At 74.8% G+C, this 21,805-nt stretch carries 16 protein-coding genes; 6 read left to right on the forward strand and 10 right to left on the reverse strand.

Features of this window, described 5'->3' with window-relative positions; genetic code table 11:
• Positions 1 to 41: 41 nt before the first annotated feature.
• The 4 genes from ACFW6A_RS29495 to ACFW6A_RS29510 all read right to left on the reverse strand — a co-directional run bounded on the left by ACFW6A_RS29495 (position 42) and on the right by ACFW6A_RS29510 (position 9,294).
• Complete coding sequence (locus tag ACFW6A_RS29495) at positions 42 to 1,745, reverse strand: protein kinase (RefSeq protein WP_386644240.1); 1,704 nt, start codon at positions 1,743 to 1,745, stop codon at positions 42 to 44.
• Between the two features lie 190 nt (positions 1,746 to 1,935).
• The gene (locus ACFW6A_RS29500; protein ID WP_386644243.1) at positions 1,936 to 5,028 is read right to left on the reverse strand and encodes a protein kinase; all 3,093 of its coding nucleotides are present in this window, start codon (positions 5,026 to 5,028) and stop codon (positions 1,936 to 1,938) included.
• A gap of 55 nt (positions 5,029 to 5,083) precedes the next feature.
• Positions 5,084 to 7,390, reverse strand: a complete 2,307-nt coding sequence (locus tag ACFW6A_RS29505) for a serine/threonine-protein kinase (protein WP_386644246.1) — start codon at positions 7,388 to 7,390, stop codon at positions 5,084 to 5,086.
• 197 nt (positions 7,391 to 7,587) lie between these two features.
• A complete protein-coding gene (locus ACFW6A_RS29510; RefSeq protein ID WP_351845711.1) occupies positions 7,588 to 9,294 on the reverse strand; it encodes a glycerol-3-phosphate dehydrogenase/oxidase in 1,707 nt (568 codons plus the stop codon).
• 266 nt (positions 9,295 to 9,560) lie between these two features.
• On the opposite strand from ACFW6A_RS29510, the gene ACFW6A_RS29515 reads away from it, so the two are divergent.
• A complete protein-coding gene (locus ACFW6A_RS29515; protein ID WP_351845713.1) occupies positions 9,561 to 10,802 on the forward strand; it encodes a nucleotide sugar dehydrogenase in 1,242 nt (413 codons plus the stop codon).
• 99 nt (positions 10,803 to 10,901) lie between these two features.
• Positions 10,902 to 11,501, forward strand: coding sequence for a hypothetical protein (locus tag ACFW6A_RS29520; protein WP_386644249.1), 600 nt, complete (start codon positions 10,902 to 10,904; stop codon positions 11,499 to 11,501).
• A 73-nt stretch (positions 11,502 to 11,574) separates the two neighbouring features.
• Here ACFW6A_RS29520 and ACFW6A_RS29525 read toward each other — a convergent pair whose 3' ends face one another.
• The 4 genes from ACFW6A_RS29525 to ACFW6A_RS29540 form a co-directional block, all read right to left on the reverse strand.
• The gene (locus tag ACFW6A_RS29525; RefSeq protein ID WP_351845717.1) at positions 11,575 to 12,699 is read right to left on the reverse strand and encodes a GuaB3 family IMP dehydrogenase-related protein; all 1,125 of its coding nucleotides are present in this window, start codon (positions 12,697 to 12,699) and stop codon (positions 11,575 to 11,577) included.
• A 106-nt stretch (positions 12,700 to 12,805) separates the two neighbouring features.
• Positions 12,806 to 14,308, reverse strand: a complete 1,503-nt coding sequence (guaB, locus tag ACFW6A_RS29530) for an IMP dehydrogenase (RefSeq protein WP_351099787.1) — start codon at positions 14,306 to 14,308, stop codon at positions 12,806 to 12,808.
• A gap of 140 nt (positions 14,309 to 14,448) precedes the next feature.
• A complete protein-coding gene (locus ACFW6A_RS29535; RefSeq protein ID WP_030750140.1) occupies positions 14,449 to 15,051 on the reverse strand; it encodes a sigma-70 family RNA polymerase sigma factor in 603 nt (200 codons plus the stop codon).
• 243 nt (positions 15,052 to 15,294) lie between these two features.
• Positions 15,295 to 15,906, reverse strand: coding sequence for a response regulator transcription factor (locus ACFW6A_RS29540; protein ID WP_003948568.1), 612 nt, complete (start codon positions 15,904 to 15,906; stop codon positions 15,295 to 15,297).
• Between the two features lie 435 nt (positions 15,907 to 16,341).
• On the opposite strand from ACFW6A_RS29540, the gene ACFW6A_RS29545 reads away from it, so the two are divergent.
• A complete protein-coding gene (locus tag ACFW6A_RS29545) occupies positions 16,342 to 16,722 on the forward strand; it encodes a WhiB family transcriptional regulator (RefSeq protein WP_351845720.1) in 381 nt (126 codons plus the stop codon).
• A gap of 107 nt (positions 16,723 to 16,829) precedes the next feature.
• Here the strand turns inward: ACFW6A_RS29545 and ACFW6A_RS29550 are convergent, their stop codons facing one another.
• Positions 16,830 to 17,729, reverse strand: coding sequence for a LysR family transcriptional regulator (locus ACFW6A_RS29550; RefSeq protein ID WP_351845722.1), 900 nt, complete (start codon positions 17,727 to 17,729; stop codon positions 16,830 to 16,832).
• 90 nt (positions 17,730 to 17,819) lie between these two features.
• On the opposite strand from ACFW6A_RS29550, the gene ACFW6A_RS29555 reads away from it, so the two are divergent.
• The 3 genes from ACFW6A_RS29555 to ACFW6A_RS29565 all read left to right on the forward strand — a co-directional run bounded on the left by ACFW6A_RS29555 (position 17,820) and on the right by ACFW6A_RS29565 (position 19,983).
• Positions 17,820 to 18,506: an MOSC domain-containing protein gene (locus ACFW6A_RS29555; RefSeq protein WP_351845724.1), complete on the forward strand. Its 687-nt coding sequence runs from the start codon at positions 17,820 to 17,822 to the stop codon at positions 18,504 to 18,506.
• Between the two features lie 74 nt (positions 18,507 to 18,580).
• Complete coding sequence (locus tag ACFW6A_RS29560; protein ID WP_351845726.1) at positions 18,581 to 19,354, forward strand: SDR family oxidoreductase; 774 nt, start codon at positions 18,581 to 18,583, stop codon at positions 19,352 to 19,354.
• Positions 19,355 to 19,554: 200 nt separating this feature from the next.
• The gene (locus tag ACFW6A_RS29565) at positions 19,555 to 19,983 is read left to right on the forward strand and encodes a hypothetical protein (RefSeq protein WP_351845728.1); all 429 of its coding nucleotides are present in this window, start codon (positions 19,555 to 19,557) and stop codon (positions 19,981 to 19,983) included.
• Here ACFW6A_RS29565 and ACFW6A_RS29570 read toward each other — a convergent pair.
• Positions 19,919 to 21,751, reverse strand: coding sequence for a DUF2264 domain-containing protein (locus ACFW6A_RS29570; RefSeq protein ID WP_386644252.1), 1,833 nt, complete (start codon positions 21,749 to 21,751; stop codon positions 19,919 to 19,921). The genes ACFW6A_RS29565 and ACFW6A_RS29570 overlap by 65 nt on opposite strands.
• Between the last annotated feature and the right edge of the window lie 54 nt (positions 21,752 to 21,805).

Consider the following 21,805-nt stretch of genomic DNA (forward strand, 5'->3'; position numbering starts at 1 on the left):
CTTACGGCCGTCCCGGGGTCGGAGCGAAGATTTTTCCGGTCTCACGACCCGGGCGCGCGCCAGTGCTGGAGGACGGTGTCGAACTGCTCGCGGGTGGTCTCCCAGCTCGACTCCGGGGAGGACATGTAGATCGCGTACTCGGTGCCGTCGTCGGCGTAGTACAGCTGGTCGATCGCGTGCCGCGGCCCGGGGAAGTTCTGCTTCTCGGTCCAGGTGAACTCCCAGGACGCCGACTTCACCTGGTCCCGGTAGGTGTTCTGGTTCAGGTTGATCCGCTGGTAGTCCATCCGCTTCCGGAGCGTCTTCTCCAGGTCCAGGGCGTGCATGTACGGGTTCTCGAAGTCGGGGCTGGCGTCGATGCTGATCCGGATGCGGTGGCGGCCCGCGTCCGGGGTGTAGTCGATGTTGTCGCCGTCCTTCCGGCGCTTCCAGCCGTCCGGCACGACCAGGCTGAAGCCCGCCGGGTCCTCGACCCGCTGCCAGCCCTGCGGGACCTCGTCCGCCGCGATCGCCTTGGGGTTCGCGGTGGTGGGGCCGGGGGTGGCACCGCTGCTCGCCACGGGGCCCGGCGTACCGCCCCCGCCTCCGCCCCCGTACTGCATCACGGCGAAGACGGCGCCGCCCGCGACGGCGGCGGCGAGCACCGCGGTGAGGACGGCGGAGTGCCGGCGGCCCTTCCCGGCGCCGGCGGCCGGGGGGGAGGTGGGGGCGGGCGGGGAGACCGGGCCCGCGGCGGGCCACGGGGCGGCGGAGGTCTGGGCCGGGGCGGGCCACTCGGCCGTGCGCGGGGCCGGGGAGGACGGCCGCGTCACCGGCGCCGGCACGTCCTCCGGGGCGGCCGCCCGTCCGGCGTCCACCGCCTCCGGGTCCATCCGCTGCGTCGGCACGTACGCCTGGGCCGTCTCCGGGCTGCGGCCCTCCATCGCGTCGAGCAGCATCCGCTCGGTCTCGTCGGCGCGCGGCCGCTGGTCGGGGTCCTTGCGCAGCAGGGCGACGATGACCGCGGCGAGGGGGCCGGCGTTGGCCGGGTACGGAGGCTCCTCTCCGACGACGGCCTGCATGGTGCTGATCGGGGACGTGCGGCGGAAGGGCGAGGTGCCCTCCACGGCCGTGTACAGGGTGGCGCCGAGCGACCAGAGGTCGGAGGCCGGGCCGGGGTCGCCGCCGCGGACCCGTTCGGGTGCCAGATAGTCGATCGAGCCGACGAGTTCGCCGGTCCGGGTGATGGTCGAGTCGCCCTCGATCGCCGCGATGCCGAAGTCGGTGATGAGGACCCGTCCGTCGCGCGCGAGCAGGACGTTGCCGGGCTTCACGTCCCGGTGGAGCACGCCCGCCGCGTGCGCGGCGCGCAGCGCGCCGACGACGTGCAGCCCGACCCGGGCGGCCTCGCGGGGCGCGATCGTCCCGGCCTCCTTGACGGCGTCGGCGAGCGAGGGGCCGTCGACGAACTGCATGACGATCCAGGGCCGGTCGTCGTGTTCGAGGACGTCGTGGACGGTCACCACGCCGGGGTGGGTGATCCGGGCGGCGGCCCGCGCCTCCTTCTGGGTGCGGGCGTGCAGCACCAGCCGGTCGGCCTCGGCGACGAACCGGCCCGCCGTCAGCTCCTTCACCGCCACCACGCGGTGCAGCACCTCGTCGTGCGCGCGCCAGACCTTGCCCATGCCGCCGCGTCCGATGGACTCGCCGAGCCGGTACCGTCCGGCGAGCAGCAGCCCCGACCCTGTGCTCTGAGAATGTTCCACGTGCCCCCGCCCCGTTGCTTCGGATGCCAGGTTACGGAGGAGGGGACGGCTGACGGAACCGAGGGGCCCGCAAAGGAACCGCACTGTGACCGCCGCCGGGTGACGGACCGGCCCCGAAACGGCCCCGGAGGAATCCCGGACGGGATCCCGGACGGATCCCCGAACCGGCCCCGAGCGGCTTCGGGCGGGCTCAACGGCCCGGACGGAAGCCCTTCACGGCCTCGTCGTAGACCTCCGAGACCTTGTCCCGTTCGCTCTCCGGTCCGATCACCTGGACGACGTAGTAGCGGCCGCCCTCGATGAGCGCGAGGTTGCGGACGAAGACCTCGCGGCCGGTGCCGTCCAGCCAGGTGTAGTGCCCCTCGGCGGTGGGCGTGCGGCCGATGTCCACCCGCCGGGCCTTCACCAACTCCGACCAGGAGGACTGCCGGTAGGGCTCCAGCTCGCGCTCCCTGGTGCTCTGGTACTCCAGCGGATCGGAGCCGTTGTCCCGGACGCTGTCCCGGCCGGGGACGACGATCAGCGTGAAGTCGCCTCCCGTGTAGCGGACTTGTCCCGCGTCGTTGACGGGGCTGCGGCGCCAGTCGCGGGGGACGCCGATCCGGAAGCCCTCGGGGTCCTCGCGCAGCGCGTAGCCGGCGGCCAGGGCGGGGCCGGAGGCGGAGGCGGGCGGGGGCGAAGTCGTCGTGGGCGGCGGGGCGGTGGTCGCGGTCGCCTTCGGCGGCGGGGTGCCCTCCGGGGGCGCGGTGGACTTCGGCGGAGCGGTCGCCGGTGCCGAGGCCGACGCCGACGGGCGGGCGCCGGAGGGCTTCTCGCCGCCCCTGGGCAGGGCGACGGCGGCGTACGCGAGGGCGCCCCCGAGCAGCAGGAGGACGACGAGCAGCAGACGCCGGCCGAGGGAGCGCGGGGCCGGGCCCCTCGACGGGCGCGCGGGCCGGAGCGGGGGCTCGGGCTCGACGTCCTCGTAGCCGTACGCGTACCCCTCCGGGGGCTCGTACTCCTCCCGGGGCTCGTGGTCCCGCCGGGGCTCGTACCGCTCCTCGGGCTCGTACCGCGCCTCCTCGGGTACGGGGGCGGGCTCGGGCTCACGCACGGACGCGGGGGGCCGGTTGCCGCGGAGGTCCTTGCCCCGGCGGTGCCGGTGGCGGCCCGACCCGGCGGCGGCGCGGCGGCGGCGCACCAGCTCGCCCCGGCGGCGCAGGATCGGCAGCCGCTTCGCGTCGAACCGCGGCGGGGGCGCGACCGCGAGGTCCGTTTCGGGCTCCGGGGCGGAGCGGACCAGCGACCGCAGCCAGCCGCGCAGCTCCTCGAAGTCGGGCCGTTCGGTGGGGTCCTGGCGCAGCAGGGACTCCACCACCGGGCGCAGCGGACCGCACTCCTCGGCGAAGGCGGGAGGTTCGGCGCAGACCAGCTGGACCAGTTCGGCCGCGCTGTCCTCGGGGTACGGGGCGTGGCCCTGGACGGCCCGGTAGAGCAGGGCGCCGAGCGCCCACAGGTCGGTGGCGGGGCCGATGGGCGGGGCGAGCCGCCAGTTCTCGTGGACGGGCCCGGCCTGCTCGGGCGCCCAGCGCTCGGTGACGGCGCCGACGACCGCGATCCGGGTCTGCCGGGCCCGCTCGGCGGCGAGCCGGGTGGCCGGCCCCCGGTACCGCTCCTCCGCCGGGCCCGGCTGCGCGGGGACCGCGGCCTGCGCGGGCGCCGGGGTCCGGGGGGCGGGCTCCGGCGCGGCGGCGGTGTACCCGGCGGGCAGCGCGGGCCGGCCCGAGCCGGGCAGCACGGGACCGCCGCCGGCCGGTATGCGCGGCGCGTCGTCCCGGGAGGTGTGCGGGCCCTCGCTCCAACTGCCCTTGAGCATCACGCGCGGCGGACGCGGGCCGCCGTACGGCCTCTCGTCCTCGTCGTCGTCGCCCTCGTCGTCCGCCGCCCGCGCCCACCACTGCGGCGCGGGCCCGGGGCGGGCGGCCTCCGGGAGGACGGGCGGTCCGGCGGCGGGGCCCGGCTCGGTCCCGGTCTCCGGCTCGGGGGTCCGCTGGACCGGGAGCGGGCCGGTGTCGCCGCGCCGCGCGGCGGCGGCGCGGGTGGCCGCGCGGTAGGCGGCGATGGCCCCCGCCCGGGCCGCCCGCGCGTCGGCGCCGGGCGATACCGCCGGGGCCTCGGGCGGGCTCGCGGGGCGCGGGGCGGGCGTCGCGATCCCGTAGGGGTCGACCCCGTACGGAACGGCCTCCGGCGCGGCGGGGGGCCCGTCGACACCCTCCGGAGCGGCGTACTCGCCCGTCTCGTAGACCTCGCCCCCGTCGGGCTCGTAGGCCTCGGGCTCGTAGGCCTCGGGCTCGTGCGCCTCCGGTCCGTACGTCTCGGGCTCGTACGTCTCCGGTCCGTACGCCCCGGGCCGGTGCGCCTCGGGCTCGTGCGGCTCCTCGGCATACGACCCGGCCTCGTACGACCCGGCCTCGTACGACCCGGCCTCGTACGGCCCGGCCTCGTACGGCTCCACCGCGTACGGCTCACCGGCGTGCTCCTGCGCGTACGCCTCCGGCTCGTACTCCTCCTGCTCGTACGCCTCCTGCTCGTGCTCCCCCGCCTCGTGCTCCTCCTGTCCGTACGCCTCCGCCTCGTACGCGGCCGGTCCGTACTCCTCCGGCTCGTACTCCAGTTCGGGGGCGCGGAAGGCGGGGTCGTCGGGGTCCGGGACGGGGGCGTAGCCGCAGAGGGCCTCCTCGGCGGCGCCGGCGGCGAGTCCGGTGAGGAGGACGCGGCCGTCGTCGCAGACCAGGACCGTGCGGGCGGTGATGTTGCGGTGGACCCAGCCGTGGGCGTGGAGGGCGCGCAGGGCGGTCAGGACGTCCGCGGCGATCTCGGCGGCGCGGAACGGGTTGAGCGGGCCCTCGGCGAGGAGGGCGGAGAGGGGGCGGGCGGCCACGTGCTCGCTGACTATCCACAGCGAGCCGGCCTCCGCGAAGACGTCGAAGACCTGGTCGAGTAAGGGGTGGTCGGGGATCTGGGCGGCGGCCTGGGCCGCCTCGATCGCCCGCCGGACGACCGGCTCGGCGGGTCTGCGCGTGGCGCCGCCCCCGGCGCCGTACGGGCCGGAAGGGCCGGGCCCCTCGCCGAGGACCTCGGCGTCGACGATCTCCGGCAGCGGGACCTGACGGACCCGCACCTCCTGCCCGCTGTACGTGTCGAAGGCGCGCGTCTCCGCGAGGTCGACGAGTCCGGCCGCGCCGGGGGGCGGCAGCGGCAGGCGGTAGCGCTCGGCGAGCACCCGTCCCGCGTACTCGTCCATGGCGCCTCCCCCTGCGCGTTGGTCGTCCCCCGTCCCTCACGATACGGGGCGAGGGTCAGTCCTTGGGGCTGAACGTGGCGAACGCCGTCTCGCGCAGCGTCCGGCACTCCGCGCCGTTCCACTCCTCGGCCTTGCAGGTGACCATGATCGAGTAGCCGTGCTTGGCGTCGACCTTGAAGCCGCGGTTGAGCACGTGGACGCGCACGCCCTTCTGGGTCCGCTCGAACTCCCAGTCGGCGACGGTCGGGTAGCCCTTGTACGAGACGCTGTCGACGCGGATGTGCCGGTAACCGGTGCTGCTGGCCCGGGTCACGCCCACGGCGGCCAGCCAGGCCGCCTTGGCGTCGTCCTTGGGGCTGGCGTTGAAGTCGACCTGGACGCGCGGGAAGCCGCCGCTCTCGCTCCATATGGCGCCCCCGCTGTAACCGTCTATGGGGCGCATGGTGAAGGAGGCGGGCATGGCCATGGAGAAGCGGAAGCGGTCGTTGGTGACCAGGCGGTAGCCGGCGGGGAGCGCGGCGCCGGTGCTGGGCTTGGCGCTGGGGGAGGCGCTGCCGGTCTGCCCGGTGGAGCCGCCGCCGGTGCCGGCCGTCCCGCCCGTGGCCGCCGCGCCGCCGTCGGCCGACGCGCCGTTCTCGCCGGGCTGGGCGCCGCCCTGCTGGCCGGGGTCGCTGGGCGAGCCGCCCGTGCCGCCGTCGGTGCCGGAGCCGGAGCCGCCGTCGGTCCCGGCGGTCGTCCCGGCCGAGGCGGTGGTGTCGCCGCCCTTGCCCTCGGTGCCCTTGTCGCCGCCGCTCAGGGAGACGGCGAGGATCGTGCCGAGCACGGCGAGGACGGCGACCGCGGCGATGATCACCAGGGTGCGCCGGGGCACGACGTCGGTGAGCGGGGCGCGGGCCGGGGCCTGCCGGGCGCCGGCCCTCGGGGGCACCGGCCGGGCCGGCGCCTTGGGCCCGTCCTTCGCGCGGTCCTTCGCCTTCGCCTCGGCCTTGGCCGCCGCGGCCGCGTTCCGCACGGAGGCGAGGGCGCCCCGCATCCGCTCGGCGGCGGGCTCGGGGGCCTTCTCCCGGGCGGCGGCCGGCGCCTGGGGGGCCTGCTCGGGGCGGGTCGGCAGCGGCACGATCCGGGTGACCTCGGGCGAGGGCTCCGGCGCGGGCTCGGGGGCGTCGAGGACGGCGCGCAGCAGCACCCGGGCGCGGGCGTCGTCGAGGCGCTGCGCCGGGTCCTTGGCGAGCAGCCCGTAGATGACCTTCTCCAGCTCGGGGCCCGCGTTCTTCGGCGGGTCGACGGGCTCGGTCATGACGGCGGTGAGGGTCGCGATCGCGGAGCCCTTGTCGTACGGCGGGCAGCCCTCGACCGCCGCGTAGATCAGGCCGCCGAGCGACCACATGTCGGCGGCGGGGCCGGGCTTGTGGCCGCGGGCGCGCTCGGGCGAGATGTACGAGGGGGCGCCGACGAGCATGCCCGTGGAGGTGATGGAGGGGTCGCCCTCCACCTGGGCGATGCCGAAGTCGGTGAGGACGACGCGGCCGTCCTCGGCGATGAGGACGTTGGACGGCTTCACGTCGCGGTGCAGGATGCCCTCGCGGTGCGCGGAGCGCAGCACGTCGAGGATGGCCAGGCCGACCTCGGCGGCGCGGTGCGGGGTGAGGACGCCGTCCTCGCGCACGGCGTCGGCGAGCGACTTGCCCTCGATGAGCTCCATGACGATCCAGGGGCGGTCGTCCTCGTCGACGACGTCGTAGACCGTCACGGCGCCGTTGTTGCGGATCTTGGCGATGGCCTTGGCCTCGCGCAGGGTCCGGGTGATGAGGCGGCGCTTCTCGTCCTCGTCGATGCTGCTGGGGAAGCGGAGTTCCTTGACGGCGACGGTGCGGCCGAGGGTCTCGTCGACGGCGCGCCAGACCGTGCCCATGCCGCCGCGGCCGAGGAGGGCGCCGAGCCGGTAGCGGCCGGCGAGGAGCCGGCCCTCGGTCTCCTCGGCGGCGGACGCGCCCCCCTTGCGGAGCCGGTCGGCCGCGGGCCGCTGCCCGTCGCCGTCCCCGGCGCCGAAACCGGCCCGGCCGGTGGACGGCTCGGTCCCCGGCACCCGGTCCCGGGGCGCGGCGGCCGGGGGCCTGGCGTCCTGCGGCGCGGCGGCCGAGGGCTTCGCGTCCTCGGACCGCGCGCCGCCGTCCGGCCGCGCACCGCCGTCCGGATCCGCACCGGCCCCGGCGTCGGCGCCGTTCCCGGCCCCGGCCGCCGTGGTCCGGTCCGCTTCGCGCGCGGCCGGAACCGTCCCCCGCCCGCCGTCGGTCGCGGCCCCCGCGGCGGCGTCCCGCCGGGGGTCCTTCGCCGTGTCCCGCGACTGCTCCGACTCCGACATGCGTCCCCTCTGCGTTCCCTGATCTCCGCCGCGTCCGCCGCACTCCGCACGCTGCGGCAACCCGCCCTGGAAGAGAGCCCATTGTCCCTCACCTCGCGACGGGTGGCGCCCCCGGGTCCGTACTCCGGTATGACGACGCGCCACATCGGCCCCCGGGTTCCCTCCCGTCCCGGACATACCGTCAGCCGGAGCCCCCGTCAGATCGGGACGATGTCGGGCGCACCGAGCCTCGCGGCGTCCGCCGTGAGGTCGTCGGGCTGCCGCTGCGACTCGCGCTCCGCCTCGACCCGCTTCTCGTAGTGCGCGACCTCCTTCTCGACGCGGTCCCCGTCCCAGCCGAGGACCGGTGCCATCAGCTCGGCCGCCTCGCGCGCGCTGCGGGTGCCGCGGTCGAAGGTCTCGATGGAGATCCGGGTGCGGCGGGTGAGGACGTCGTCGAGGTGGCGGGCGCCCTCGTGGGAGGCGGCGTAGACGACCTCGGCGCGGAGGTAGTCGTCGGCCGCGGCGAGCGGCTCGCCCAGGGAGGGGTCCTCGGCGACGAGGGCGAGGACCTCCTCGGCCAGGGAGCCGTACCGGTTGAGCAGGTGCTCCACGCGGACGACGTGGAGGCCGGTGCGGGCGGCGGTCCCGGCCCGCGCGTTCCACAGCGCCCGGTAGCCCTCGGCGCCGATCAGCGGGGTGTCCTCGGTGACGCAGGGGGCGACGCGCCGGTCGAGGCCGTGCACGGCCTCGTCGACGGCGTCCTTCGCCATCACCCGGTAGGTCGTGTACTTGCCGCCGGCGACGACGACCAGGCCGGGCACCGGGTGGGCGACGGTGTGCTCGCGGGACAGCTTGCTGGTGGCGTCGGACTCGCCGGCGAGCAGGGGGCGCAGTCCGGCGTAGACGCCCTGGACGTCGTCGCGGGAGAGCGGGGTGGCGAGCACGGTGTTGACGTGTTCGAGGAGGTAGTCGATGTCGGCGCTGGAGGCGGCGGGGTGGGCCTTGTCGAGGTCCCAGTCGGTGTCGGTGGTGCCGATGATCCAGTGCCGTCCCCAGGGGATGACGAAGAGGACGGACTTCTCGGTGCGCAGGATGAGGCCGGTGGAGGAGTGGACGCGGTCCTTGGGGACGACGAGGTGGATGCCCTTGGAGGCGCGGACGTGGAACTGGCCGCGCTCGCCGATGAGGGCCTGGGTGTCGTCGGTCCACACCCCGGTGGCGTTGACGATCTGCTTGGCCCGGACGACGTACTCGCCGCCGGTCTCGACGTCCTGGACGCGGGCGCCGACGACCCGCTCGCCCTCCCGGAGGAAGCCGGTGACCCGGGCCCGGGCGGCGGCCAGGGCGCCGTAGGAGGCGGCGGTGCGGACGAGGGTGACGACGAAGCGGGCGTCGTCCATCTGGGCGTCGTAGTACTGGAGGGCGCCGGTGAGGGCGTCCTTGCGCAGGCAGGGGGCGACGCGGAGGGCGCCCTTGCGGCTGAGGTGGCGGTGGACGGGGAGGCCGCGGCCGTGCCCGGAGGAGACGGACATGGCGTCGTACAGGGCGACGCCGGAGCCCGCGTAGAACCGCTCCCAGCCCTGGTGCCGGAGGGGGTAGAGGAAGGGCACCGGCTTCACCAGGTGGGGGGCGAGCCGCTCCAGGAGGAGTCCGCGCTCCTTGAGGGCCTCGCGGACCAGGGCGAAGTCGAGCATCTCCAGGTAGCGCAGTCCGCCGTGGATGAGCTTGCTGGAGCGGCTGGAGGTGCCGGAGGCCCAGTCGCGGGCCTCGACGATGCCGGTGGAGAGCCCGCGCGTGACGGCGTCGAGCGCCGTGCCGGCGCCGACGACGCCGCCGCCGACCACGAGCACGTCCAGCTCGCGCTCGGCCATGGCCGCCAGCGCCTCGGCGCGCTCGGCGGGTCCCAGTGTCGCTGTCCTCACGGCTGCCGCCTCCCGATCGTCCCGCGTGCGTCCTCGTGTCCCCGTGTGCTCGTGTCCGTCCAGGCGTGGACCGGACCGCGGCGCGGCCCGGCTCACCGTCTCGATTCTGGACCGGACCGGCGGCTTCGGCCACCGCCCCCGCGCGGACCTGTGGATAACACTCGGCGGCCTTCGATCATGCAATGCCGCATAACGGTCATATTTACTCCTAGTCTGACATTGCGTTCGCTATCGGGTTCGCTATCGGGAAGGACGGCCCACCCCCCATGCCCGCAGACCTCGCCGTCATCGGCCTCGGCCACCACGGACTCCCCCTCGCCCAGGCCGCGACCGCCGCGGGCATCGCCACCGTCGGCTTCGACACCGACCCCCGCCCGGTCGCCGAACTCGCCGCGGGCCGCCCACCGGTGGACGGCTCCCTCACCGCCTCCGAGATCCGCCGCATGCTCTCCGGCGGCTTCCGGGCCACCACCAGCCCGGCCGAGCTCGGCCGGGTCCGCACCGCCGTCCTCTGCGCGCCGACCCCCCTCGGCCCCGACGGCGCCCTCGACCTGACCGCCGTCACCGCCGCCGCCCGCGCGCTGGCCGCCCGGCTGCGCCCGCACACCACCGTGCTCCTGGAGTCCCCCGTCCCGCCCGGCACCACCGAGGGCCTCCTCCGGGAGCTCCTGGAGGACGGCTCGGGGCTGCGGGCCGGGCGCGACTTCCACCTCGCGTACTCCCCCGGCCGCCTCGACCCCGGCAACCGCCTGCACGGCCTCACCGGCACCCCCAAGGTGATCGGCGGCCTCACGCCCGCGTGCACCGAGTCCGCCGCCGCGTTCTACGGCCGCTTCACCGACAAGGTGGTACGCGCGCGTGGCCCCCGCGAGGCCGAGACGGTCAAGCTCCTGGAGACCAACTTCCGGCACGTCAACATCGCCCTGGTCAACGAGATGGCGGTGCTCTGCCACGAACTCGGCGTCGACCTCTGGGACGTCATCCGCTGCGCCGAGACCAAGCCCTTCGGCTTCCAGGCCTTCCGCCCCGGCCCCGGCGTCGGCGGCCACGGCGTCCCCGTCGAGCACCTGGGCGCCCATCGCCCGCTCCGCCTCGTCGAACTCGCCGGCCAGGTCAACCAGCGGATGCCGCAGTACGTCGTCCAGCGCGCCGCCACCCTCCTGAACGAGCACGGCAAGTCCGCCCGCGGCGCCCGGATCCTGCTGCTCGGCGTCACGTACAAGCCCGACCTGGCCGACCGCGAGGGCTCCCCCGCCGACGAGATCGCGGGCCGCCTGATGGACCTCGGCGCGGCGGTCAGCTTCCACGACCCGCACGTCCCCGACTGGCGGGTGCGGGACCTGCCCGTCCCCCGCGCGGACGCGCTCTACGAGGCCGCCGCCCACGCCGACCTGACGGTCCTGCTCCAGCACCACCGCGTCTACGACCTCCAGGGCCTCGCGGTCAAGGCCCAGCTGCTCCTGGACACCCGCGGCGCCACCCCCGCGGGCACGGCGCACCGCCTGTAGGCCCGCCCGCACAACGGGGTGGGCCGTTGTCCGGACGGACTGCTAGTCTCCGGCCCTCTCGATCGCACGCCAGTGCGCCACCGTCCTGGGGGGACCACCATGAGCCAGCCCGTTCCGCCGCCCGGCAACCCGTACTCCGACGGCGGCGCCGGCCGGCCGCCCGTCGGCCAGAACCCGTACGCGCAGAACCCGGGCGGCCAGGCCCCCGCGGGCGGGAACCCCTTCGCCCAGGGCGTGCCCCCGCAGCAGGCCGGCCAGAACCCGTTCGGCGCCTACCCGCCGGCGCCCGCGCCCCGCCGGCACAACGTCTCCCTCGGCATCGTCGCCGCCGTGGTCGCCGCGCTGGTCACGGCCGGCGTCTACGGCGCCATCCTCGGCGGCATCGAGGCCGAGATCGGCTGGGCCGCCGCCGGCGTCGGCTTCGCGGTCGGCTTCGCCGCCGGCAAGGTCGGCGGGAGCAACCCCGTGCTGCCGGTCGTCAGCGCGGTCCTCGCCCTCGGCGCCGTCTACCTGGGCCAGCTCGTCGGCATCGCGGTCTTCGCCGCCAAGGAGTTCGACGTCTCCTTCACCGAGATCTTCTTCGAGCAGTTCGGGATGCTGACCACGGCGTGGAACGAGGCCAAGGAGCCGCTGACCTTCCTCTTCCTCGCGCTCGGCCCCGTCGCGGCCTTCTCCGGCGCCAAGAAGGCCGCCTCCTGATCCGCCCGTAGTACGCGCGAGGGCCCCGCACCGGTGTCGGTGCGGGGCCCTCGCGCGTACGGTCGGAAAGACGTCAGCGGCGGTGCTGCGAGTCCGCGACGGTGACCTCGACGCGCTGGAACTCCTTGAGCTCGCTGTAGCCCGTGGTGGCCATCGCGCGGCGCAGGGCGCCGAAGAAGTTCATGGAGCCGTCCGGGGTGTGCGACGGACCGGCGAGGATCTCCTCGGTGGTGCCGACGATGCCCAGGTCGACCAGCTTGCCGCGCGGCACGTCCTCGTGGACGGCCTCCATGCCCCAGTGGTGGCCCTTGCCCGGCGCGTCGGTGGCGCGCGCCAGCGGGGAGCCGATCATCACGGCGTCGGCGCCGCAGGCGATGGCCTTGGGGAGGTCGCCGGACCAGCCCACGCCGCCGTCGGCGATGACGTGGACGTAGCGGCCGCCGGACTCGTCCATGTAGTCGCGGCGGGCCGCGGCCACGTCGGCGACGGCGGTCGCCATCGGGACCTGGATGCCGAGCACGTTGCGCGTGGTGTGCGCGGCGCCGCCGCCGAAGCCGACCAGGACGCCCGCGGCGCCGGTCCGCATCAGGTGCAGGGCGGCGGTGTACGTGGCGCAGCCGCCGACGATGACCGGGACGTCCAGCTCGTAGATGAACTGCTTGAGGTTGAGCGGCTCGGCGGCGCCGGAGACGTGCTCGGCGGAGACCGTGGTGCCGCGGATCACGAAGATGTCCACGCCCGCGTCGACCACGGCCTTGGAGAACTGCGCGGTGCGCTGCGGGGAGAGCGCGGCGGCGGTGACGACGCCCGCGTCGCGCACCTCCTTGATGCGCTGCCCGATCAGCTCCTCCTTGATCGGAGCGGCGTAGATCTCCTGCAGACGGCGGGTGGCCGTGGCCTCGTCGAGCTCGGCGATCTCGTCGAGCAGCGGCTGCGGGTCCTCGTACCGGGTCCACAGGCCTTCGAGGTTCAGCACGCCGAGGCCGCCGAGCTCGCCGATCCGGATGGCGGTCTGCGGGGAGACGACCGAGTCCATCGGGGCGGCCAGGAAGGGCAGCTCGAAGCGGTAGGCGTCGATCTGCCAGGCGATCGAGACCTCCTTCGGGTCCCGGGTGCGCCGGCTCGGTACGACGGCGATGTCGTCGAACGCGTACGCCCTGCGGCCGCGCTTGCCGCGCCCGATCTCGATCTCAGTCACGATGTGTGGCCTTTCCCTCTATGTCTGCGCCTACCAGTATCCCCGACACACGCGCGGGGGGCGGCTCCGGCCACATGCCGGAACCGCCCCCTCCCGTGTGCGCGGACTACTTCCTGCTGTAGTTCGGCGCCTCGACCGTCATCTGGATGTCGTGCGGGTGGCTCTCCTTGAGGCCCGCCGAGGTGATCCGGACGAAGCGGCCCTTGGACTCCATCTCCTCGATGGTGGCGGCGCCCACGTAGCCCATCGTCTGGCGCAGGCCGCCGACGAGCTGGTGGACGACGGAGGAGAGGGGGCCGCGGTACGGCACCTGGCCCTCGATGCCCTCGGGCACGAGCTTGTCGTCGGAGGTGACGTCGGCCTGGAAGTAGCGGTCCTTGGAGTAGGACCGGCCCTGGCCGCGGGACTGCATGGCGCCGAGCGAGCCCATGCCGCGGTACGACTTGAACTGCTTGCCGTTGATGAAGAGCAGCTCGCCGGGCGACTCCTCGCAGCCCGCGAGGAGGCTGCCGAGCATCACGGTGTCGGCGCCGGCGGCGAGCGCCTTGCCGATGTCGCCGGAGTACTGCAGGCCGCCGTCGCCGATCAGCGGGACGCCGGCGGCGCGGGCCGCGAGGCCGGCCTCGTAGATGGCGGTGACCTGCGGGACGCCGATGCCGGCGACCACGCGGGTGGTGCAGATGGAGCCGGGGCCGACGCCGACCTTGATGCCGTCGACACCGGCGTCGATCATCGCCTGGGCGCCGTCGCGGGTGGCGACGTTGCCGCCGATCACGTCGACGTTCACGCTCGACTTGATCTTCGACATCCAGCTGAGGGCGTTGCTGTTGTGGCCGTGGGAGGTGTCGACGATGAGGAAGTCGACGCCGACGGCGGCGAGCGCCTGGGCCCGCTCGAGGGCCTCGGGGCTGGCGCCGACGGCGGCACCGACGAGCAGGCGGCCCTCGGCGTCCTTGGCGGCGTTCGGGTACTTCTCCGCCTTGACGAAGTCCTTGACGGTGATGAGGCCCTTGAGCACGCCCTCGTCGTCGACGAGCGGAAGCTTCTCGATCTTGTGGCGGCGCAGCAGCTCCATGGCGTCGACGCCGGAGATGCCGACCTTGCCGGTGACCAGCGGCATCGGCGTCATGACCTCGCGGACCTGACGGCTGCGGTCGGTCTCGAAGGCCATGTCGCGGTTGGTCACGATGCCGAGGAGCTTGCCGTCCGGGGCGGTGACCGGGACGCCGCTGATGCGGAACTTCGCGCAGAGGGCGTCGGCCTCGGCGAGGGTCGCCTCGGGGTGGACCGTGATCGGGTCGGTCACCATGCCGGACTCGGAGCGCTTGACGAGGTCCACCTGGTTGACCTGGTCCTCGACGGAGAGGTTCCGGTGGAGCACGCCGACGCCGCCCAGACGGGCCATGGCGATCGCCATGCGGGACTCGGTCACCTTGTCCATCGCCGCGGAGAGCAGCGGGATGTTGACCCGGACGTTACGAGAGATGCGGGACGAGGTGTCGACCGCGTTGGGGAGCACTTCGGAGGCTCCCGGCAGCAGCAGCACGTCGTCGTAGGTCAGCCCGAGTGTCGCGAATTTACCGGGCACTCCGTCGACGTTGGCAGTCATGACACCTTCCCAAATGGCCTTGATCGGTGCGGGATGTCCATGCTAACGGCCCGGAGCGGTGTCTCATTCCACGATCAAGATCAGCGGGAAGCTTTGTGCTTTCGTACGTGGACGAAAGGGACGACGGCCGAGAGCGGGCCTTACTGCTCGGCCAGGGCCCGCAGCCGGCTGAGGGCGCGGTGCTGGGCGACCCGGACGGCGCCGGGGGACATGCCGAGCATCTGGCCGGTCTCCTCGGCGGTCAGTCCGACGGCCACCCGCAGGACGAGCAGCTCCCGCTGGTTCTCCGGGAGGTTGGCGAGGAGCTTCTTGGCCCATTCGGCGTCGTCGCTGAGGAGGGCCCGCTCCTCGGGGCCGAGGGAGTCGTCGGGCCGCTCGGGCATCTCGTCGGAGGGCACGGCGGTGGAGCCGGGGTGGCGCATGGCGGCCCGCTGGAGGTCGGCGACCTTGTGTCCGGCGATGGCGAAGACGAAGGCCTCGAAGGGGCGGCCGGTGTCCTTGTAGCGGGGCAGGGCCATCAGGACGGCGACGCAGACCTCCTGCGCGAGGTCCTCGACGAAGTGGCGGGCGTCGCCGGGCAGCCGGTTGAGCCGGGTGCGGCAGTAGCGCAGGGCGAGGGGGTGGACGCGGGCCAGCAGGTCGTGGGTGGCCTGCGCGTCTCCCTCGACGGCACGGTGGACGAGCGCGCCGATCTCCCCCTGCCCGGCAGGCATGGGGGAGCCCATGGTCTCGTCGTCGCGCATCGCTCCATGGTGCCTTGACGCCCGTCCGTCCGTGGCACCGTGTCCGTAGTTGTGCACCGAAGCGTTATGAGCAGGTGCGCCGGGATTCATCTCTGGCGCCCTCCCCTTCCGCTCGATCGACTCGTCCCCGAGGAACTCCACACCTCAAGGATGCGGCATCGGGCGGGGAAGTGACACAGGCCCGCCCCGTCCGCCCCTCGGCGGACGGGGGTACGGACGGGGAGACGGCCGGCGCACGGCGATTCAGCGGACCAGGCCCCAGCGGAATCCGAGCGCGACGGCGTGCGCCCGGTCCGAGGCGCCGAGCTTCTTGAAGAGGCGTCGGGCGTGGGTCTTGACGGTGTCCTCGGAGAGGAAGAGCTCGCGCCCGATCTCCGCGTTGGACCGGCCGTGGCTCATGCCCTCGAGGACCTGGATCTCGCGCGCGGTGAGGGTGGGCGCGGCGCCCATCTCGGCCGAACGGAGCCGGCGCGGGGCGAGTCGCCAGGTCGGGTCGGCGAGCGCCTGGGTGACGGTGGCCCGCAGCTCGGCGCGCGAGGCGTCCTTGTGCAGGTAGCCGCGGGCGCCGGCGGCGACCGCGAGCGCCACGCCGTCCAGGTCCTCGGCGACGGTGAGCATGATGATCCGGGCGCCGGGGTCGGCGGAAAGCAGCCGGCGGACGGTTTCCACACCGCCGAGGCCGGGCATGCGCACGTCCATCAGGATGAGGTCCGAGCGGTCCGCACCCCAGCGGCGGAGGACTTCCTCGCCGTTGGCCGCGGTGGTCACGCGCTCCACGCCGGGCACGGTCGCGACCGCGCGGCGAAGCGCCTCTCGGGCAAGCGGGGAGTCGTCGCAGACGAGAACGGAGGTCATGAGCGACCTCCGCGGCTCTCGCAGCTGATGCGCGTCACCTTGAGCCTCCAGGGCTGTACGTATCGTCACCTGTGCGGTTGAGCTCCCGGACACCTGCCCGATCGCTTGTTCATTCAACCGCCTCGCACTCTCAACGATGGTCACTCGAAAGAGTTACGGGTCGGACGAGACCTTCGGCACTCCTTGTGAGGGGCCGTGCACGGAGAAGAGCGTCGCAGGTCGTGCGTCCATCACCAGAAGCTATGCCCCATTTAGCGGGTTTTCTTCCCTTTTCGCGGTGTCTGTGGCTAGATTCGCAATGAGTCATATTTACATCTACTTCGACAGTAGTCGGACAGATCCGGACCCACCGGGGCCCGAGGACCCCCGGACCGACGGCGCACACCCGCCCACCCAACCCACCCGTTTCGACACGGTTTCAAGGGGACTAGCGCAATGGCAGATTTCTCCCGCCTTCCCGGACCCAACGCCGATCTGTGGGACTGGCAACTGCTCGCGGCCTGCCGCGGGGTCGACAGCTCCCTGTTCTTCCACCCCGAGGGAGAGCGCGGCGCGGCACGGAGTGCGCGTGAGAACTCGGCGAAAGAGGTCTGCATGCGGTGCCCGGTCCGCGCGCAGTGCGCGGCACACGCACTCGCCGTGCGGGAGCCCTACGGCGTCTGGGGCGGCCTCACCGAGGACGAACGCGAAGAACTCATGGGACGAGCGCGCAACCGGTTGATCACGGCGGCACCCGCGACGGCGGCCGCCGGACGCGCCACGCCCGCCACGGCCACGGCGGCGTCCGCCGGCCGCTCGGTCGCGGGGCACATGTGAAGGAACGTTTCCCCGTAAGCGGGGACCCCGCCTGATCCGACGGACCCGGCGGAGGCACGCCCGGAATCCGGGGCCCGGCGCCACGCGCGCGTGGCGGCGGGGGCGCCCTACGCGCGCGTGGCGGCCCGGGTCAGCTCGTCGAGGGTGGCCGCGACCGCCGGGACCTGGGCCAGGTCCGGGAGGGTCAGCGCCACGATCTCCCGCTCCACGGCGGGCTCGACGGCGACGGTCCGCGCCCCCTTGGGCCGCACGGACTCGATGGCCAGCTCCGGCAGGACGGCCACGCCCAGGCCCGCGCCGACCAGGCCCACCACCGCCGGGTAGTCGTCGGTGGCGAAGTCGATGCGCGGGGCGAAGCCGGCCTCCTCGCAGACGTCGACCAGCTGGCGGCGGCAGCGGGGGCAGCCGGCGATCCAGGAGTCCCCGGCCAGTTCGGCGATGCCCACGGAGCCGGCGCCGGCCAGCGGGTGCGCCTCGGGGACCAGCCCGACGAGCCGGTCGGTGAGGAGCGGGCGGACCACCAGGTCGTCCCATTCGCCGGGCGCCTGGCCCGCTCCGTACCGGAAGGCGAGGGCGATGTCGCAGTCGCCCTCGCGGAGCATCTCCACGGAGCGCGGCGGTTCGGCCTCGACGAGGGAGACCCGGGTGCCGGGGTGGGCGGCGCGCAGGGCCGCGAGCGCGGTGGGGACGAGGGTCGAGCTGCCGCTGGGGAAGGAGACCAGCCGGACCCGGCCGGCCCGCAGTCCGGCGATGGCGGCGACCTCCTCCTCGGCGGCGGTGAGTCCGGCGAGGATGCCGGCGGCGTGCCGGACGAGGACCTCGCCGGCCTGGGTGAGGCGCATCTCGCGGCCGGTCCGGATGAGCAGCGGGGTGCCGGCCGAACCCTCCAGGGCCTTCATCTGCTGGCTGACGGCGGGCTGGGTGCAGCCCAGTTCGCGCGCGGCGGCGGAGAAGGAGCCGGTGGCGGCGACGGCCCGCAGGACGCGGAGGTGGCGTGCCTCGATCATGGTGCGAGCATAAGCGAATCTTGGGTTCGGGCGCGAATGTTCGATCAAATCTTTGAGTTTGTTCGGCGGGGACCCGCCTACGCTGCCCCCATGACCTTGCTGAGTGTGAACGCGGGCCGGGCGAAGCGCGTCGGCTACACCGACTCCGCCTCGGGGACGACGGGCATCGACAAGCGGCCCGTCGACGGGCCCGTCCGGATCGAGTCCCCCGGACCGAACGGCGTCGGGGCGAGCGGTGTCGCCGGGGACGACGTGTGCGACCTGCGCTTCCACGGGGGCGCGGACCGGGCGGTGTACGCCTTCGCCCGCGAGGACCTGGACCTCTGGGAGCGGGAGCTGGGCCGGGAGCTGGCGAACGGCTCCTTCGGCGAGAACCTGACGACGAGCGGCCTGGACGTGAACGGGGCGCTGATCGGCGAACGCTGGCGGATCGGCGGGTCGGTGGTCCTGGAGGTCACCGGCGGCCGGATCCCCTGCCGCACCTTCCAGGGCCATCTGGAGGAGCAGGGCGTCGACGCGAAGGGCTGGGTGCGGCGGTTCACCCGGGCCGGGGCCGGGCCGGGCGCGCTGCTGCGGGTGATCGAGCCGGGCGAGGTGCGGGCCGGCGACCCCGTCACGGTGGTGCGCCGGCCGGACCACGGCGTCACCGTCGCCCTCCTGCACCGGGCCGCGACCACCGAGCGCGCGCTGCTGCCGGAGACCCTGGTGGCCGCGGAGTGGATGGAGTCCGGACTGCTCGCGCTGGCCCGCCGGTACGCGGACGAGTACGGCGGCTGAACCGCGGCCGTACCGAGGCCGTACCGGGTCGTACGGGTGCCCGGTGGCGCGCCGCCGGGCACTACGGTTCCGGTATGACCACTGCACTGATCACGGGAGCCACCGCCGGCATCGGGGCCGCCTTCGCGCGCAGGCTGGCGGCCGACGGGCACGACGTCGTCCTGGTGGCGCGGGACCTGGCGCGCCTCCGGGAGCAGGCCACCGAGCTGCACGACCGGCACGGGGTGGAGGCCGAGGTGCTCGCCGCCGACCTCTCCGACGAGGAGGGGATCGCGGCGGTCGAGGCCCGGCTCTCCGACCCGCGCCGCCCGGTCGACCTGCTGGTGAACAACGCGGGCTTCGGCAACAAGGGCCGCTTCCTCGACGTGTCGATGGCCGACGAGCTGAGGATGCTGACCGTGCACTGCGAGGCGGTGCTCCGGCTGACCTCGGCCGCGGCGGCCGCGATGCGGGAGCGCGGGCGGGGCGGGGTGGTGAACGTCGCCTCGGTGGCGGCCTTCGTGCCGCGCGGCACCTACGGCGCCTCGAAGGCGTGGGTCGTGCAGTTCACCCAGGGCGCGGCCCGGGACCTCGCGGGCAGCGGGGTGCGGCTGATGGCGCTCTGCCCGGGCTTCGTGCGCACCGAGTTCCACGAGCGGGCCGGGATGGGCACGGACAACATCCCGGGCTGGATGTGGCTCGACGCGGACAAGCTGGTGGCGGCGGCCCTGTCGGACCTGGCGCGCGGCAAGACCCTGTCGATCCCGGATCCGCGCTACAAGGCCCTGATGGGCGTGGTGAAGCTGGCGCCGCGCGCGCTGCTCGGCGGGGTGTCGTCGAAGGCGGGCCGCAAGTACGGGCCGCAGTAGGCCCCGTACGCGGTCCGGAAGTACGGGCCGCGGTGGATCCCGGCGCGGTCCGGAAGCACCGGCCGCGGTGGATCCCGTGCGCGGTCCGGGGGCGCGGGCCCCGGCGGGCCCCGTACCCAGGCCCGGCCGGGGCGGTACTCAGGGAGGATTGAGTACGCCGCGCCCTGCCGGGGGACGGTCGGGTGCCCGATTCTCGGGGCATGGACCGAATCCTTCTCCGCAAGCTCTCCCTCTCCGCCGCCGGGCTGCTGACGGCCCTGTTCGCGATGGCGGCCTGGGCCGCCTGGATGGGCTGGGACCAGAAGCGCGACGTGCACCCCGACGGCTCGGAGACGGGCCCGTACGAGACCTGGCAGGGCGCCGGGCTGGTGCTGACCCTGCTGGTGCCGGTGGTGTGGATGGCGGTGCGGGGGCACGGCCGGGCCGGTGCGGTCGGCACCACGGCGGGGCTGACGATCGCCGTGTTCTACGACTGGTCGGACGACGCCAGCGGTCTCTACGCGGTCGGCACCTTCATGATCGCGGTCGGGACCTTCGCCGCGACCATGGCCGTCCAGGCGCTGGTCACCGCGTGGTCGGACCGCCGGGCGCTGCGTCGACGCGCGCAGCGGCACCGTCCCACCACGTGACGTGCAGCACGGTCCCGCCGGTGACCCCGACCTCCGCGAGGGCCGCGGCCGGGGCCGGGTCGGGCTCGCCGGTGAGCGAGGCGAGCGCCGCGAAGAGCGCGACGGGGCCGCGGGTGGTGCCGTGGACGGCGGGGGTGCGGGTCGGGGCCGGACCCTGGAGGGTGGCCCCGGTGGGCAGGTCGGCGACCTCGGGGCCGTAGCCGTGGACCGGGTGGAGCTGGGAGACCGGCGCGTCCGGTCCTTCGGCGACGGCCCAGCCGGTCTGCCGTACGGGGGTCCCCTCCGGGGCGTCCAGGACCAGGTGGACGCGGAGTTCGGCGCGCCCGTGGACGAGGGTGGTGGAGACGACCCGGACGCCGGGGAGCGGGGTGTGCGCGGAGACGGCCCGGTCGGGGCCGGTGGCGAGCGGTTCGGCGGGGCCGCGCCGGCTGGCCGTGCCGTCGGGCGCGAGCAGCGCGAAGTGGTTGTCGGCCGGGTCGGGGGCGCCGGTGGGGCCGGTGCGGGTGGCGTAGGCGAAGCGGGCGTAGCCCGGGTCGTCGCCCTCGGGTCCGCCGGCGGCGACGTGGTTGCTGCCGTGGTTGTGGAGGCGGACGAGGCCGTCGGCGGCGGTGGTCTGGACGAGGAGGCCGGTGGGGCCGAAGGGGCGGGCGGTGTCGGCGCGTTCGGCCGGGAGGGGTTCCTCGGGGTCGGTCCAGGCGGGGTGGTCCGGGGGGAGCAGCAGGCCGAGGAAGCCCTTGGCGGCCCAGTAGGGGGACCCCGGGCCCGAGTACTCCTGGACGAGCGGCGGATGGGGGCCGTGCCAGCCGAGGGTGAGCAGGCCGCGGTGGTCGGTGGCGCCGCGGTCGAGGAAGTACCGCAGGCTGCCGGAGGCGAGGCGGCGGGTGGCGCCGGGGGTGAGCGGGGTGTGGCCGGTGAGGGTGCCGAGCCAGGGGGCGGCGGCCGCGGCGAAGCGGTAGATCAGGGAGCGCCCGTACGGGACGGGGGCGCCGTTCACGTCGAAGAGGTGGACGTGGTCGTCGAGGTGGGCGCGGAGCCTCGGGCCGTACCGGTCGAGCAGCGCGCGGTCGCCGGCGAGGTGGGCGTGGAGCACCGGATAGAGGTGCAGGGCCCAGGAGTTGTAGTGGTCGAAGGCGCGGTTGTCGCCGTCGCTGTACCAGCCGGCGCCGAGGTACCAGTCCTCGACGCGGGCGAGGGAGCGGTCGATCGTGGCGGCGGCGCGGTCGGCCTCGACGCCGGCGTCCCGGAGGAAGCCGGCGACGGTGAGGCCGAAGAGCCACCAGTTGTTGTCGACGGGGGACGGGCCGAGGGCGGGCAGCAGCCAGTCGGCGACGCGGTGGCGGGTGCGGTCGTCGAGGAGGTCCCAGAGCCAGGGGCGGGTGAGGCGGAGGCCGAGGGCGATCGAGGCGGACTCGACGACCGCCTGGCGGGTGTCGGCCATCAGGGGCCAGGACTCGGCGTCCGGCCGGCCGGGCGTCCGGGTGCCCGCGGCGAGCCCCGCGGCGTACCGGTCGAGGTGGCCGTGCGGGTCGGCGCCGCGGGCGCCGGCGACGCGGAGGGCGGCGAGGAGGAACGTGCGGGCGAAGCCCTCCAGGCCGTCGGAGCGGGGGCCCGACCAGCTGGGGCGGGGGCCGGGGAGGCCGATGAGGCCGCCGTGCGGGGAAGCGTGGGGGCGGACGGCGAGGAGGAGCCGGTCGGCGGCGTCCTCCCAGTGGGCGCGGGTCCAGCCGGTGTACGGGCTGAGCCCCCGGTCCTCGGGCGGGGTGGGCATGATGCTCCCTGGGCTCCGGGGCGCTTCGGCGTCCCCTTCGACGGCGACGGCGGC

This window comes from Streptomyces sp. NPDC058758, assembly GCF_042746075.1.
Lineage (GTDB): Bacteria > Actinomycetota > Actinomycetes > Streptomycetales > Streptomycetaceae > Streptomyces.